11 protein-coding genes are annotated in these 14,893 nt (G+C 71.1%); 5 read left to right on the top strand and 6 right to left on the bottom strand.

Translation table 11 applies throughout. The annotated features are described in order from the left end of the window. Positions 1–168 precede the first annotated feature (168 nt). On the top strand, positions 169–1,491 hold the full coding sequence (locus tag FF096_RS26790; protein ID WP_230462790.1) for a hypothetical protein: 1,323 nt from the start codon (positions 169–171) through the stop codon (positions 1,489–1,491). 29 nt (positions 1,492–1,520) lie between these two features. On the opposite strand, the gene FF096_RS20240 is transcribed toward FF096_RS26790, so the two are convergent. Together FF096_RS20240 and ileS are read right to left on the bottom strand one after the other, a co-directional pair. After that, on the bottom strand, positions 1,521–2,219 hold the full coding sequence (locus FF096_RS20240; protein ID WP_309223644.1) for a lysophospholipid acyltransferase family protein: 699 nt from the start codon (positions 2,217–2,219) through the stop codon (positions 1,521–1,523). 145 nt (positions 2,220–2,364) lie between these two features. Next, positions 2,365–5,553, bottom strand: a complete 3,189-nt coding sequence (ileS, locus tag FF096_RS20245; protein WP_155220815.1) for an isoleucine--tRNA ligase — start codon at positions 5,551–5,553, stop codon at positions 2,365–2,367. Between the two features lie 393 nt (positions 5,554–5,946). Here ileS and FF096_RS20250 point away from each other — a divergent pair, with 393 nt between their 5' ends. Together FF096_RS20250 and sigJ are read left to right on the top strand one after the other, a co-directional pair. Continuing rightward, a complete protein-coding gene (locus FF096_RS20250; protein ID WP_155220817.1) occupies positions 5,947–6,387 on the top strand; it encodes a carboxymuconolactone decarboxylase family protein in 441 nt (146 codons plus the stop codon). After that, positions 6,384–7,262 carry an RNA polymerase sigma factor SigJ gene (sigJ, locus tag FF096_RS20255; RefSeq protein WP_309223645.1) on the top strand — a complete coding sequence of 293 codons (879 nt, stop codon included), beginning with the start codon at positions 6,384–6,386 and terminating at the stop codon, positions 7,260–7,262. The genes FF096_RS20250 and sigJ overlap by 4 nt, the downstream gene beginning before the upstream one ends. A gap of 15 nt (positions 7,263–7,277) precedes the next feature. Here sigJ and ndk read toward each other — a convergent pair whose 3' ends face one another. Continuing rightward, entirely contained in the window at positions 7,278–7,703 is a 426-nt protein-coding gene (ndk, locus tag FF096_RS20260; RefSeq protein ID WP_309223646.1) for a nucleoside-diphosphate kinase, read from the bottom strand. 141 nt (positions 7,704–7,844) lie between these two features. On the opposite strand from ndk, the gene FF096_RS20265 reads away from it, so the two are divergent. Beyond that, the gene (locus tag FF096_RS20265) at positions 7,845–9,311 is read left to right on the top strand and encodes a VOC family protein (protein WP_309223647.1); all 1,467 of its coding nucleotides are present in this window, start codon (positions 7,845–7,847) and stop codon (positions 9,309–9,311) included. Positions 9,312–9,362: 51 nt separating this feature from the next. Here FF096_RS20265 and FF096_RS20270 read toward each other — a convergent pair whose 3' ends face one another. From FF096_RS20270 to FF096_RS20280, 3 genes are all read right to left on the bottom strand, one after another. Continuing rightward, the gene (locus FF096_RS20270; RefSeq protein ID WP_155220820.1) at positions 9,363–9,728 is read right to left on the bottom strand and encodes a DUF4233 domain-containing protein; all 366 of its coding nucleotides are present in this window, start codon (positions 9,726–9,728) and stop codon (positions 9,363–9,365) included. Next, positions 9,725–10,996 carry a folylpolyglutamate synthase/dihydrofolate synthase family protein gene (locus tag FF096_RS20275; protein ID WP_230462799.1) on the bottom strand — a complete coding sequence of 424 codons (1,272 nt, stop codon included), beginning with the start codon at positions 10,994–10,996 and terminating at the stop codon, positions 9,725–9,727. Before FF096_RS20275 ends, FF096_RS20270 begins: the two co-directional genes overlap by 4 nt. Before the next feature lie 179 nt (positions 10,997–11,175). Then, positions 11,176–13,794: a valine--tRNA ligase gene (locus tag FF096_RS20280; RefSeq protein ID WP_309223648.1), complete on the bottom strand. Its 2,619-nt coding sequence runs from the start codon at positions 13,792–13,794 to the stop codon at positions 11,176–11,178. A gap of 69 nt (positions 13,795–13,863) precedes the next feature. On the opposite strand from FF096_RS20280, the gene FF096_RS20285 reads away from it, so the two are divergent. Further along, positions 13,864–14,547: a hypothetical protein gene (locus tag FF096_RS20285; RefSeq protein WP_155220822.1), complete on the top strand. Its 684-nt coding sequence runs from the start codon at positions 13,864–13,866 to the stop codon at positions 14,545–14,547. Positions 14,548–14,893: the final 346 nt, after the last annotated feature.

Below are 14,893 nucleotides of genomic sequence, written 5' to 3' on the forward strand. Positions count from 1 at the left end.
TCGCGCGCACCCGCCGTCGTACCGGGGCGCCGCACGCGACGCCGTGCGGTGGACCCGGCACCGCCAGCGACCACGAGCTGCCCCGTCGACCGTTCGGGCGGGCAGCCGATTCGATACAGGTGGCACCCCGGTACTAACCTCGGACCGGCGCGAGAGGAGATTGCCGCGATGCCGGAGCCGCAGCCGGAAGCAGACCGGCCGGTCGACGGGAGCCGTCCGGATCAACACCGGGACGAGGAGCCGGCGGTCACCCACGAACTGCCCACCGACCCCGCACCAGCCGAGTCGGCCGGCCCGGACGACACCGAGCAGGTCGAGGCGGGGCCCACCGATGTGGCACCCACCCTCGTCGCCCCGGCCGCCGACCCGGTACCCACCAAGGTCGGACCACCCCTCGACACCGGCCCCGACGACGGGCAGTCCCCGCCGCAGGTCGGTCCGCAGGGCACCCGCCTGCTGCCCGAGTCCGCCCCGGAGGAGACCACCCCTCGGTGGAGCGGCTCGGCACCGGTGCCCCCGGCGGCACCACGTCGCCGCAGCTGGGGCGAGTCCGCCGAACCCACGCCGCCGCCGCCGACGCCGGCGGCTCCGCAGCCGGAGCACCAGACTCCGGTCGACCCGTGGGCAGGTGCCGACACCAGCGGCTGGAACCTCCCCTCCAGCGACTACCCCACTCTGCCGCCGACGCTGTCCTACCCGGGCCCACCGCCGACCCGGCCGCACTCGGCTCCCCCGGAGCCGCCGGTATCCCCGGCACCGGTCTCGCCGGTTCCGCCGCTGCCGGTCACGCCGCACCCGCAGTCGCCCGGGCCCTACCCGCCGGTGCCGGCCGGCCTTCCGGTGCCCGCCGCCCCGATCGGTCGGCCGGGCCCGCAGCCGGCCGCACCCGTCGCGCCGCCGGCCGGTTGGCAGCCACCCCCGGGTTACGCTCCGCCGCGCCGCAAACGTCGCCGCTGGCCCTGGTTCCTGCTGCTGACCCTGGCCTGCTGCTGCGGCTGCCCGACCTACTACGGCCTGCCGATGGCCAATCAGTACCCGGCGAGCGCCTCGTTGCCGCAGCAGGTGGCCGACCTGCGCCTGCGTGAGGACCCCCGGAGCACCCGCGACGCAAAGCAGCTGGAGAACCAGATGCGGGAGGCGCACCTGCTGGCCGACGGGACCTTCGCCGGGATCTACCACACGAGCAACGGCAAGCGGGTGACCGTCTTCGGTGGCACCGGCTTCCGGCTCACTCCGTCGGCGGACGCCGACGCGGAGATCAAGCGTCTCACCGAGCAGTACGCGCTGCGCGACACGCAGGTCATGAAGACCGGTGTCCGGGGTCGCCACGAGCGCTGCGCCGTGGGCCGCACCGACGGTGTCGGCGCGGTGGTGTGCACCTCGGTCGACCACGGCAGCATCACCACCGGTGTCTTCACCGGGCTATCCGTGGCCGACAGTTCCCGGCTCCTGGGCACCCTGCGGGAGCGGATCGTCACCACCGACGGCTGATCGACGATGGCGCCGCGCGGTGAGCCGACTCAGCCGGCGTCGGCCTCACCGGTGACCGGCGGGTGGCCTCGGGGCGGGGCGTAGCGGGGCACGTACTCCTGGCCGGTGAGCTTCTGGATCTCACCCATCATCTCGTCGGTCATCTGCCGCAGCGACTGCCGGTCGTCCGGCCGACCGGTGAAGTCGAGCGGCTTACCGAACCGGACGGTGATCTTTCCGGTGAAGGGGCGGGGCACCCGGGCACCGATCGGCTGCACCTTCTCGGTGCCGATCATACCCACCGGGATGATCGGCACACCGGCTGCGATGGCGAGCCGGACCGCCCCGGTACGCCCTCGGTACAGCCGCCCGTCCGGCGAGCGGGTGCCCTCCGGATAGACGACGACCAGGTCACCGCCCTTGAGCGCCGGGATGGCGGCGTCGAACGCGGCCAGCGCCGCTCGGCCACCGGCCCGCTCCACCGGGATCGCGCCGAGACCGGTGAGGATGAACTTGGAGAAGCGGCCCTTGACGCCGGTGCCCTTGAAGTACTCGGACTTGGCCCAGAAAGCCAGATGCCGGGGCACCACCGTGCCGAGGAACAGCTCGTCGGCCACCGACAGGTGGTTGCCGGCGAAGATCGCGCCACCCCGTTCCGGGATGTGCTCCAGCCCTTCCACCGTCGGACGGAACGCCAGCCGCATCGCGGGCCCGACGGTGAGCTTGCCGATGGTGTAGAGCAGCGGCACTGGTCCTCCGGGCGGATCGAGTGAGGTACGAGGCGGTGTCACCGTAGCGGACCGCCCCACGACAGCATGCGTGAGGTCGGGCTGGTCCGCAGGATGAGTGGGGTGCCGGGGAGGGGCCCCGGTTGACGGGGCCCCTCCGGACACCTCACACGCGACGAACGGCGACCGTCACCGGCACACCCTCACCGACCTCACCGGCGAAGCCGTCGACCCCCTCGGCGAAGTCGACGCTGTCGGCCAGCACCTCCCGGGCCACGAAGTCGCGGTACCCGGCCACCGCCGCCCGCACCTCGTCCGGGCCCGACGCCGTCACCGTGATCCGGTCGGAGACGTCGAGGCCGGCGTCCCGGCGCGCCTGCTGCACCACGCGGACGAAGTCACGGGCCAGCCCTTCCGCGGCGAGTTCGGCGGTGACCTCGGTGTCCAGCACCACCACCCCCTCACCGCCGGGCAACGGCGCCGAGTGTTCGGCGTCGGCGGCGACCAGTTTCAGCTCGTACTCGCCCTCGGCGAGGGTGACCCCGGCGGCCACCGGAGCGCCGTCGCGCAGCTCCCACTCCCCCGCCTTGACCGCCTTGATCACCTGCTGCACCTGCTTGCCGACCCGGGGGCCCAGCGCGCGCGGCACCACCGTCAAGACCTGCTGGCAGTACGCCGACACCTCGTCGGTGAACACCACCTCCTTGACGTTGACCTCGTCGGCGACCAGGTCGGCGAAGGGCCGCAGCTGCTCGGCCGCCGGGCTGGCCACGGTCAGCTTCGACAGCGGCAGTCGCACCCGCAGCCCCTTGGCCTTGCGCAGCGACAACGCCGCGGAGGCGACCGCCCGCACCGCGTCCATCGCGGCGACCAGCTCGTGGTCGGCCGGGAACTCCTCGGCCACCGGCCAGTCGGTCAGGTGCACCGACCGCTCGCCGGTCAGGCCACGCCAGATCTCCTCCGCGGCCAGCGGCGCCAGCGGCGCCACCACCCGACAGAGCGTCTCCAACACGGTCCACAGCGTGTCGAACGCGTCCGCGTCGCCCGCCCAGAAGCGGTCCCGTGAACGGCGCACGTACCAGTTGGTCAACGCGTCCAGGTAGGACCGGACGGTGGCGCAGGCACCCGAGATGTCGTACGCGTCCATCTGCGTGCCGACCGTCGACACCAGCTCGTTCGTCTTCGCCAGGACGTACCGGTCGAGCAGGTGCATCGAGTCGGTCCGCCGCCGCGCCGTGTACGAATCGGCGTTGGCGTAGAGCGAGAAGAAGTACCAGACGTTCCACAGCGGCAGCAGCACCTGCCGGACGGCGTCGCGCACGCTCGCCTCGGTGACCGGCATGTCCCCGCCGCGCATCACCGGCGAGGACATCAACATCCAGCGCATGGCGTCCGACCCGTACGAGTCGAAGACGTGGTAGACGTCCGGGTAGTTACGCAGGCTCTTGGACATCTTGCGTCCGTCGGAGCCGAGCAGGATGCCGTGGCTGAGGCAGTTGCGGAACGCCGGTCGGTCGAACAACGCGGTGGCCAGCACGTGCATGGTGTAGAACCAGCCCCGGGTCTGCCCGATGTACTCGACGATGAAGTCGCCCGGGTAGTGGTGCTCGAACCAGTCGCGGTTCTCGAACGGGTAGTGCACCTGGGCGAACGGCATCGAGCCGGACTCGAACCAACAGTCCAGCACCTCCGGCACCCGGCGCATCATCGACTTGCCGGTCGGGTCGTCCGGGTTGGGGCGGACCAGGTCGTCCACCGCCGGCCGGTGCAGGTCGGTCAGGCGTACGCCGAAGTCCCGCTCGAGGTCGGCCAGCGAGCCGTACACGTCGACGCGCGGGTAGTTCGGGTCGTCCGAGCGCCACACCGGGATCGGCGAACCCCAGAACCGGTTCCGACTGATCGACCAGTCCCGGGCGTTGGCCAGCCACTTGCCGAACGAGCCGTCCTTGATGTGCTCCGGCGTCCAGTTGATCTGCTGGTTCAGCTCGACCATCCGGTCCTTGAACCTGGTCACCGCGACGAACCACGACGACACCGCCTTGTAGACCAACGGGGTGTCGCAGCGCCAGCAGTGCGGGTACGCGTGGGTGTAGGTGTCCTGCTTGAGCACCACCCCCCGCTCCTTGAGCTGACGGATCACCGGCTTGTTGACGTCGAAGACCTGCTCACCCTCGAAGGGCGGCACCAGCGCGGTGAACCGGGTGTGGTCGTCGACGGTGACCACGGTCGGGATACCGGCCGCGTTGCAGACGTTCTGGTCGTCCTCACCGAAGGCGGGAGCCAGGTGCACGATCCCGGTGCCGTCCTCGGTGGTCACGAACTCCGCCCCGAGCACCTGGTACGCGTTCGACCCGGCGTGGGCGACGAGGAAGTCGAACAGCGGGGTGTACCGCCGCCCCACCAGGTCGGCGCCACGCACCGTGCCGACCTGCTCGTACCCCTCGAGTTCCTTGGCGTACGCCCCGAGCCGACCGGCGCCGACGACGTAGCGTTCGCCGTCGCGCTCCAGCACCGCGTACTCGATATCCGGGCCGACGGCGAGCGCCAGGTTCGACGGCAGGGTCCACGGCGTGGTGGTCCACACCCCCAGCCGGACCGGTCCACGGACCAGTTCCGGCGCGGACTCGTCGGCGGTCAGCTCGAACCACACCGTCAACGTCGGGTCGTGCCGGTCCCGGTAGACGTCGTCCATCCGGGTCTCGGTGTTCGACAGTGGTGTCTCACACCGCCAGCAGTACGCCAGCACCCGGAAGCCCTCGTAGACCAACCCCTTGTCGTGCAGGGTCTTGAAGGCCCACATGACGCTTTCCATGTAGTCCAGGTCGAGGGTCTTGTAGTCGTTGGCGAAGTCGACCCAGCGGGCCTGCCGGGTGACGTAACGCTCCCAGTCCTGGGTGAACTCCAGCACCGAGCTGCGGCACGCCTCGTTGAACCGGGCCACGCCGAGGTCGAGGATCTCCGCCTTGCTGGTGATGCCGAGCTGCTTCTCGGCGACCACCTCGGCGGGCAGGCCGTGGCAGTCCCACCCGAAGCGCCGTTCCACCCGTCGACCACGCATGGTCTGGTAACGCGGCACCACGTCCTTGACGTACCCGGTGAACAGGTGGCCGTAGTGGGGCAGGCCGTTGGCGAACGGTGGGCCGTCGTAGAAGACGTACTCGTTGTCGGCGGCTGCGCCGTCGGCAGCGGAGCCCGGCGCTGCTTCCGGTTGCCGGACGGAGGCCGGCCGGGCCTCCACCGACGCCTCGAAGGTCTTGTCGGCCGTCCAGTGCTCCAGGACCCGGCGCTCGACCGCGGGCAGGTCCGGGCTCGCCGGTACGCCGCCGGCAGTCGGGTCGTGCAACGGATAGGCCATCGGGGGTCGCTCTCCTCGCTGACGCTCACTGTCGTGTGGGTCTGCGAGGACGAGCGTCCGGTACGCCGTCACCAGCGCCCCGGGGCCCGCGGTACCACCCCGCTTGGCGGTCGAGGGTCGACCACCCGCTCATTGGTCGGCGATAACGGGCCGTCCCGTCCGGTTCTACTGAGCCGGTCACCCGGCCGTTCTTCCGGAAGCTCCCCGGTGATAGCCGGATCATCGCCCGCCCATGATACCCACCCCACCTCCCATCCCTCCCGCCAATAACCCTCCCCCCGGCCCCACCCGGGACACGACGCATGACGGGCGTCACACGCCCCAGTTGTCACGCCCCGGATCGGGCCATCCGTCCAGGTGGTGTCGGTTCGAACTATCGGGAGGGTTGTTGTCATGCAGCGGATGAACGCGGCCGAGGTGGCACCGGAGGCATTCGGGACCGTGCTGGGGCTGGAGAAGTACGTCCGGGCCAACGTCGACCACACCGTGCTGGAGCTGGTGAAACTGCGCGCGTCGATGCTGAACGGCTGCACGTACTGCGTGGACATGCACAGCCGGGAGGCGATGGACGCCGGGGAGTCGAGCCGGCGGCTGTTCGCGGTGGCCGCCTGGCGGGAGGCACCTTTCTTCGACGAGCGGGAACGTGCCGCGCTCGCGTTGACCGACGCGGTCACCCGGCTGGGCGAGCACGGGGTGCCCGACGACGTCTGGGACGCCGCGGCGAAGGTGTGGCCGGAGAAGGCCCTCGCGGACCTGGTTCTGGCGATTGCCACAATCAACGTGTGGAACCGGATCGCGGTGACCTTCCGCACCGAGTTGCCGACGGACGTGTGAGCCCGCTGGACGCGGCGGAGGCGGCCGGTGCGCTCGACGCGCACCGGCCGATGCTGCTCGGGCTGGCCTACCGTCTACTGGGTAGCCGCCACGACGCCGAGGACGTCCTCCAGGAGGCGTACCTGCGCTGGTTGCGAGTCGACCGCGCCGAGGTGAGCGAACCGCGTCGCTACCTGTCCCGGGTGGTGACCCACCTGTCGATGGACCGGCTGCGGGCCCGGCAGGCCACCCGCGAGACGTACGTCGGGTCGTGGTTGCCGGAGCCGGTGCCGACCTCGCCGTCGCCGTTCGGGCCGCTGGAGCGGGCCGAGTTGCGCGACTCCCTGTCCACCGCACTGCTGCACCTGCTGGAGCGGCTCACCCCGCCGGAGCGTGCCGTCTACGTGCTGCACACCGCCTTCGAGCTGCCCTACGCCGAGATCGCCGAGTTGCTGGACCGCTCCGCCGAGGACTGCCGCCAGTTGCACCACCGGGCGAGCCTGCGGATCGGGCGCGACCAGCGCCGCTTCACCGTCGACCGGGCGGAGCGACAGCGACTGCTGGACGCGTTCGTCGCCGCTGTCGACGACGGCGACCTGGCCGCGCTGACCGACCTGGTGGCCACGGACGCGACCACGTGGAGCGACGGCGGCGGCCGGGTGCGGGCCGCCCGCAACCCGGTCAGCGGCGCCGACCGGGTCGCCCGGTTCCTGCTGGGCATCCGGGCGAAGGGCTGGCCGTTCACCGTGCGGCGCACGGAACTCAACGGCCAGCCGGCCGCCGTGTTCAGCACAGCGGCCGGTGACGCGTACGCGGTGACGCTCGGCACGGCCGCCGGTCGGATCACCGACATCTTCCTGGTGGCCAACCCGGACAAGCTGCCCTGGGCGAGCTGAGCCGAGCGGGCCGGCTCAGTCCAGCTCGGGGAACCAGAGTGCCAGCTCGCGCTTGGCGCTGTCGGCCGAGTCGGAGGCGTGCACGAGGTTCTCCCGGTTGGACAGGGAGAGGTCGCCACGGATGGTCCCGGCCGCGGCCTTACGCCCGTCGGTGGCACCGATCAGGCCCCGCACCACGTTGATGACATCGTCGCCGGAGAGCACGAGCGCGACCAGCGGCCCTCCGGTCATGAACGCCTTCAGCGGCGGGTAGAACGCCTTGTCGACGTGCTCGGCGTAGTGCTCGTCGGCCAGCGCGTCGTCCATGGTCCGGGTCGCCATAGCGTCGAGCCGCAGCCCCTTACGCTCGAACCGGGAGATGATCTCGCCCACCAGCCCTCGGCGGACCGCGTCGGGCTTGATCAGGACGAGCGTACGCTCATCCGGGCTGCTGCTGGACACGCTGGGTTCCTCCTCAGAGCGGAAGCCGGTCGGGCTGGGTACGGTCAGCCTAGCGACCCGGACCCGGCACCGGCGCGGTGGTCGGCCTTCCCCCGGCCCCCGATCCGGCCTAGCCTGGCCCTGACCCCCGGGAGGTCCACTGTGGCGAATGGTGGCGGCAACCGACCCATCGCACCGGTACGCAAGCTGATCGCCGCGGTGTTGGGCACCGTGGCCACCTTCGTGATCCTCTTCGGCCTCGGCATGACCAGCTGGGCCATCGTCGCGCTCGGTGTCGCCCTGCTCGCCCTGGCGATCGCGCTGGCGACCGTCCGCGCCGGTGGCCGCACCTGGGTGGTCGGCGTTGGCCACGTGCACAGCGCCTCCGAGCCACCGACCCAGTACGCCTTCGGTCGCTGCGAACTTCAGCTGGTGATCGACGCTCCCGGGCTGCCACCGCGCTCGAAGAAGATCATCGAGCCACGGGTTCCGGTGTCGAAATGGCCGTCGCTGGGCCAGACCCTGCCGATCCGGGTGGCGTTGGACGACCCGCGACACGTCCGGGTGCTCTGGGACGAGGTGCTCACCCACACCGAGGCCGGCAACACCGCCGACCTGCCTCCCGAGTTCGCCACGGTGCCACCGGACGAGGTGCTGATCGGCCAGGAGGCGCCCCCGTGGGCCGACCGGGCGCCGGAGGACGACTTCCGCGACCCGCTGGGCGAGGTGTCCGACGGCTCGCTGGGCGCGTCGTCCGACGGCCCGGCGCACGATCCGGTGGCCGAGCCAGTGGAGCATCACGAGACGGTGCGGGTACGCCAGCGCCCGGCCAAACCGGTCGTGCTGGAGGGCACCGTGGTGGAACGCTCCGACGAGCAACGGCTGCCCCGCCGCGCCACGCCCGCCCCACGGATGCCGGCCGAGGAGCAGTTCCCCGACGAGGGATTCGCCACCGCCGCCGCAGACGAACCCACGACCCTCGACCCGGGCGGCGCGGGGCGCGGAGACCGGACGGCCGATCCGGCACCCGAGCAGCCACCGGCCCACCCGGCGGATCCCGTCGACCCGCTCGATCTACCGCTCGACGACCCGGAACCAGCACCGAACGCCACCGACCGGGTGACCGCCACCGGCCAGCCGAAGACCAGGGTCGGTCACCCCCCACCGGCGGGCGAGCGGGCGGCGGCGGTCGACCCGGGGGAACTGGACGAGGCGATCTTCGGGTACGACCTGGACGCCGCCGACCCCACGGCCCCGATCAGCGGAGTCGGCATCACCCTGCTGGTGACCGAGCTGTCCCGCTCGCTGGAGTTCTACCGGGACCGGCTCGGCTTCACCGAGGTCGACCGGGGTGCCGCCAACGCCGTGCTCTCCTCGGGGACGACCCGCCTGGTGCTCCGCGAGGTGACCGGGGCTCAACCGATCAACCGTCGGCTGGTCCACGTCAACCTCGACGTGGACGACATCCAGTCGGCGTACGAACGGCTACGCGAGACCGGCGTCCGGTTCACCTACGCTCCCCGGGTGGTCAACCGGGGCAGCAAGCTGGAGGTGTGGGCGGCGGCGTTCCGCGACCCCGACGGGCACGGCATCGCACTGACCCAGTGGCGGGAACTCGCGGAGGCGTGACCCGGCCGTCGGGGCGGCTCACGCCTCCGACCGCCGGCGACGGCGACCGGATCAGCCCAGGATCACCCGGCGCACGTGCAGCGCGTACGCCCACACCAGCGCGAACATCACGCCCAGCACGAACAGCGACCAGTGCAGCAGACCGGACAGGAGCAGCAGTCCCTGCAACACGGTGCCCGCGTGCCAGGCCCACGGCCGACGCATCATGCCGGCCAGCCCGGCGGCGGCCACCGCCAGTGCCACGACCACGGCGATGACCGCGCCACCGAGATCGCCGTCGACCGCCCGGATCGGCTGGATCGCCAACAGCAGCACCAACGCCTCCAACGCGAGCGCCGCCGCGCCGAGCCCGCGTACCGCCCGCTGCGGGTTACGCAGACCGGACCGGCGCGGCTGACCGTCGCCGCCCCCGGTCATCGTTTCAGCAGCCGACGCGCGTCGGCCACCGTCACCACGGAGCCGGTGATGAGCACGCCGACGCCGGCCAGCTCGCCCGGCACGTCCTCCTCGGCCAACGCCACCGCCGCCTCGATGGCGTCCGGCATCTCCTCGGCGACCTCGACCCGCTCCGGGTCGAACACCTCCGCGGCCAGCGCGGCCAGTTCCTTGACCGGCAGGGCACGGGGTGAGCTGTTCCGGGTCACCACCACCTGGTCGACCACCGGCTCCAGCAGCTCCAGCATGCTGGCGGCGTCCTTGTCGGTCAGCGTGCCGATGACGGCGACCAGTTTGCTGAACGCGAACTCCTCCTGCAGTGCGGCGACCGTGGCCGCCATGCCCTGCGGGTTGTGCGCGCCGTCGAGCAGGATCGTCGGCGCGGTACGCACCCGCTCCAGCCGACCGGGAGAGCTGGCGGTGGCGAAACCTTCCCGTACCGCCTCCACATCGAGCTGACGGCGGGCACCCGCGCCGAGGAACGCCTCGACCGCCGCCAGCGCCACCGCCGCGTTCTGCGCCTGGTGGGCGCCGTGCAACGGGACGAAGACCTCCTCGTACACGCCACCCAGTCCTTGCAGGGTGAGCACCTGGCCGCCGACCGCGACGGCCCGGCGCAGTACGCCGAACTCCGAGCCCTCCCGGGCCACGGTCGCGCCCACCTCCGCGCAGCGTTGCAGGATCGGCCGGGCCGCCTCCTCCTCCTGCGCGGCGCAGATGACCGTCGCACCCGGGTGGATGATGCCGGACTTGGCGACCGCGATGTCCTGGAGCGTGTCACCGAGCCACTCGGTGTGGTCGAGCCCGATCGGGGTCAGTACGCACACCCCCGCCTGGATGACGTTGGTGGCGTCCTCGGCACCACCGAGACCCACCTCGACCACGGCCACGTCGACCGGAGCGTCGGCGAAGGTGGCGAAGGCCAGTGCCGTGGTCATGTCGAAGTAGGTCAGCGGCTCGGCCGAGCGGGTGTCCACCAACTCGGCCAGCGGCTTCACCTCCTGGTACACGCCGGTGAACCGAGCCTCGTCCACCGGCTCGCCATCCAGGCTGATGCGCTCCCGCACCGTCTCCAGATGCGGGCTGGTGTACCGCCCGGTGTGCAACCCGAAGGCCCGCAACAGCGAGTCGATCATCCGGGCGGTGGACGTCTTGCCGTTGGTGCCGGTCAGGTGGATCGACGGGTACGCCCGCTGCGGGCTGCCCAGCAGGTCCAGCAGGGACGAGATCCGGTCCAGTTCGAAGACCATCCGGGTGAAACCACGCCCGGCCAGCTCCGCCTCCACCTCCGCGAAGGCGGAGCGTTCGGCCCGGCCGGTCCGCTCACGGCGGTCCGCGCCCGCACCGGTACGGGGTCGGTCGGTCGGTTCGCTGGATCCGGTACCCGCCCGCTCGGCAGGGACGCGGTCAGCGCGGTCAACAGGGTCGGTCACGAGGGAAGCGCCTCCAGGGCGGCATCGATGCGGGCCAGGTCGGCCTCGGCGACCGCCAGACGTTCACGGATCTTGGAAACGACGTGCTCGGGGGCCTTGTCGACGAACGCCGGATTGGCCAGCTTCGCACGAGCCTGCCCCGCCTCTTTCTCCGCCGCCGCGCGGTCCTTGGTCAACCGGGCCCGCTCTGCGGCCACGTCGATCGAGCCCCGAGTGTCCAACGCGACACTGACCTCGCCCGGCATGGCCAACGTCGCACTGGCCTGGAAGTCGTCACCGGCCGGATCCAGCCGCGCCAGCGACCGGATCAACGGCTCGTGCACCGCGACACCGGCACCGGCCAGCCCGTCGAGTCGGGCCGCGACCCGCTGGGTGGGCCGCAGGCCCTGGTCGGACCGGAACCGACGGACCTCGGTCACCACCCGCTGGAGGGTGGCCACCTCCGTCTCGGCGGCATCGTCGATCAACGCCCGGTCAGCCGTCGGCCAGGCCGCCGTCATGACGGTCTCCCCGCCGGTGAGCGCCGTCCACAGCTCCTCCGTGACGAACGGGATCACCGGGTGCAGCAGCCGCAGCAGCTGATCCAGCACGTGCCCCAGGACCCGGCGGCTGACCTCGGCCGGTTCCCCACCGGCGGCGAGCACCGGCTTGCTCAGCTCCACGTACCAGTCGCAGACGTCGTCCCAGGCGAAGTGGTACAGCAGGTCACAGACCTTGGCGAACTCGTACGCCTCGAACTGCTGGTCGACCTCGGCGGTGACGTGGGCCAGCCGGGACAGGATCCACCGGTCGACGGTCGACAGGCGCGCCGCGTCCGGCATCGGGCCGTCGGTGTGCGCCCCGTTGATCAGCGCGAACCGGGTGGCGTTCCAGAGCTTGTTGCAGAAGTTGCGCGACCCCTGGCACCAGTCCTCGCTGACCGGCACGTCGCCGCCCGGGTTGGCGCCCCGGGCCAGCGTGAAGCGGGTGGCGTCGGCACCGTAGCGGTCGATCCAGTCCAGCGGGTCGACCACGTTGCCGAACGACTTGGACATCTTCTTGCCGTGCTCGTCGCGGACCATCCCGTGCAACGCGATCACGTCGAACGGCTGCCGGCCGTCCATCGCGTACAGGCCGAACATCATCATCCGGGCAACCCAGAAGAACAGGATGTCGTACCCGGTGACCAGCACACTCGTCGGGTAGAACTTGGCCAGGTCGGGGGTCTGCTCCGGCCAGCCGAGCGTGGAGAACGGCCAGAGGCCGCTGGAGAACCAGGTGTCCAGCACATCCTCGTCCTGGTGCCAGCCCGCACCGGTCGGCGGTTGCTCATCTGGTCCGACACAGACGACCTCGCCGGCCGGGCCGTACCAGACCGGAATCCGGTGACCCCACCAGAGCTGCCGGGAGATGCACCAGTCGTGCATGTTGTCGACCCAGGCGAAGTAACGCTTGGCCAACTCCGCCGGCTCGATGCGCACCCGGCCGTCGCGCACCGCGTCACCGGCCGCCTTGGCCAGCGGCGAGGTGTTGACGAACCACTGCAACGACAGCCGGGGCTCGACGGTGGTCCGGCACCGGGAGCAGTGCCCGACAGCGTGCACATACGGCCGCTTCTCGGCGACGATGCGGCCCTCGGCGCGCAGCGCGGCGACGATCGCCGGGCGGGCCTCGAACCGGTCCAGGCCCTCGAACGGACCGGGCGCGGTGATGACGCCCCGCTCGTCCATGATCGTCATGGTGGGCAGGTCGTGCCGCTGGCCGATCTCGAAGTCGTTCGGGTCGTGCGCCGGAGTCACCTTCACCATGCCGGTACCGAAGGCCGGATCGACGTGCGGGTCACCCACGATCGGGATCCGCCGCCCGGTGAGCGGCAGTTCCACCTCGGTGCCGATCAGGTGGCGGTACCGCTCGTCCTCCGGGTGCACGGCGACCGCCGTGTCACCGAGCATCGTCTCCGCCCGGGTGGTGGCCACCACCACGTCGTCGCTGTAGCGGATCGAGACCAGTTCGCCGTCGTCGTCGGTGTGCTCCACCTCGATGTCGGACAGGGCGGTGAGACAGCGGGGGCACCAGTTGATGATCCGGTTCGCCCGGTAGATCAGGCCGTCGTCGTACAGCTTCTTGAACATCGTCTGGACGGCGCGGGACAGGCCCTCGTCCATGGTGAAGCGTTCCCGGTCCCAGTCGACCGAGTCACCGAGCCGGCGCATCTGGCCGAGGATCGCGCCACCGGAGGTGGCCTTCCACTCCCACACCCGCTCGACGAACTTCTCGCGGCCCAGGTCGTGGCGGGAGAGCCCCTGCGCGGCGAGCTGCCGCTCGACCACGTTCTGGGTGGCGATGCCGGCGTGGTCCATGCCCGGCAGCCAGAGCGCCTCGTAGCCCTGCATCCGCTTACGCCGCACCAACGCGTCCTGCACCGTGTGGTCCAGCGCGTGACCCATGTGCAGCGAACCGGTGACGTTCGGCGGCGGGATGACGATGGTGAAGGGCTCCCGGTCGCTGTCCGCGGAGGCCCGGAATCGACCGTCGGCTACCCACTGCTCATACCGTCGCTGCTCTACCTCACCTGGCTGGTACTGGCCGGCAAGGGTCGGGGCGTCGGGGCGTCGGGCATCCAGTCTCTCGGTCACTCTGAAAGTCTACGGAGCGCTTCGACGGACCTGACGTGCACCACCTGTCGTTCGCGTACGGTGTCGGCTATGTCCGACGCACATCTCAGTGGCCGCCAGTTCGACGACGGCACCCCGTTGGTCCAACTGACCGACGAGCCGATCGAGTTGGACGCCCGCGAGCAGGCAGACGGCACCGGCCAGGGCGACGCGCGATCCCGGCGGGGACGCCTGGTCATGGTGCTGCTCGCGGTCGTCGCGGCTCTGGGGGTGGGCGTGTTCGGCACCTGGGGGTGGCGGATCGTCCAGCAGAAGGACGCCCGGATCACCACGCCCGACCAGGTCGCCGGGCTTCGTCTGGACACCAGCGACCGGGCGGCCAGCACCGCCGACTACCTGCGTAGCGGCATCGCCGCCGACATCCAGTTGGACAGCAGCTTCGGAGCCGTCTACCAGGACCCGGCCGACGAACGCCGATCGGTGCTGATCTTCGGTGGGACGACCTTGCTGTGGCAGCCCGAGCGGGATCTGGAGAGTCTGTTCGGGCTGATGGCCGACGAGACCGCGACGGTGACCGGCCTACGCGACGTGTCACCCGGCCCGTTGGGCGGCGTGATGAAGTGTGGCAGCACGAGCGGCGACGGTGGCGAGTTCGCGGTCTGCGGCTGGGCCGACCACGGCAGCGTGGTGCTGGGCATGTTCCCCGCCCGTTCGACTGACGAAGCCGCCGGCCTGCTGCGGCAGATCCGGAACGGCATCCAGTCCCGCGACTAGCCCTGGTCGGCGGCGTCGCGGTGCTCACCGGGAACCGCGGCGTAGATCGGGCCACCTCGTCTGACATCGTGAAGCCGGCCGACGCGTAGGTAGCTACCGCGCCGACGTTGGAACTGTGCACGCACACAGTCGCGCTGGACGAACCCATGTGGCGAAGGGCGGCGAACGTGATCGCCGTGCCGTAACCATGACCTCGGTCAGCACCCGTGGTGGAGGGTCTGGAAATGCGTTGAGGGCCACCCCATGTGGGGTGGCCCTCAACGGAAGAATGTCCGGCGGTGTCCTACTCTCCCACACCCTCCCGGGTGCAGTACCATCGGCGCTGGAGGGCTTAGCTTCCGGGTTC

The organism is Micromonospora sp. CP22, from assembly GCF_009712475.1.
Taxonomy (GTDB): domain Bacteria; phylum Actinomycetota; class Actinomycetes; order Mycobacteriales; family Micromonosporaceae; genus Micromonospora.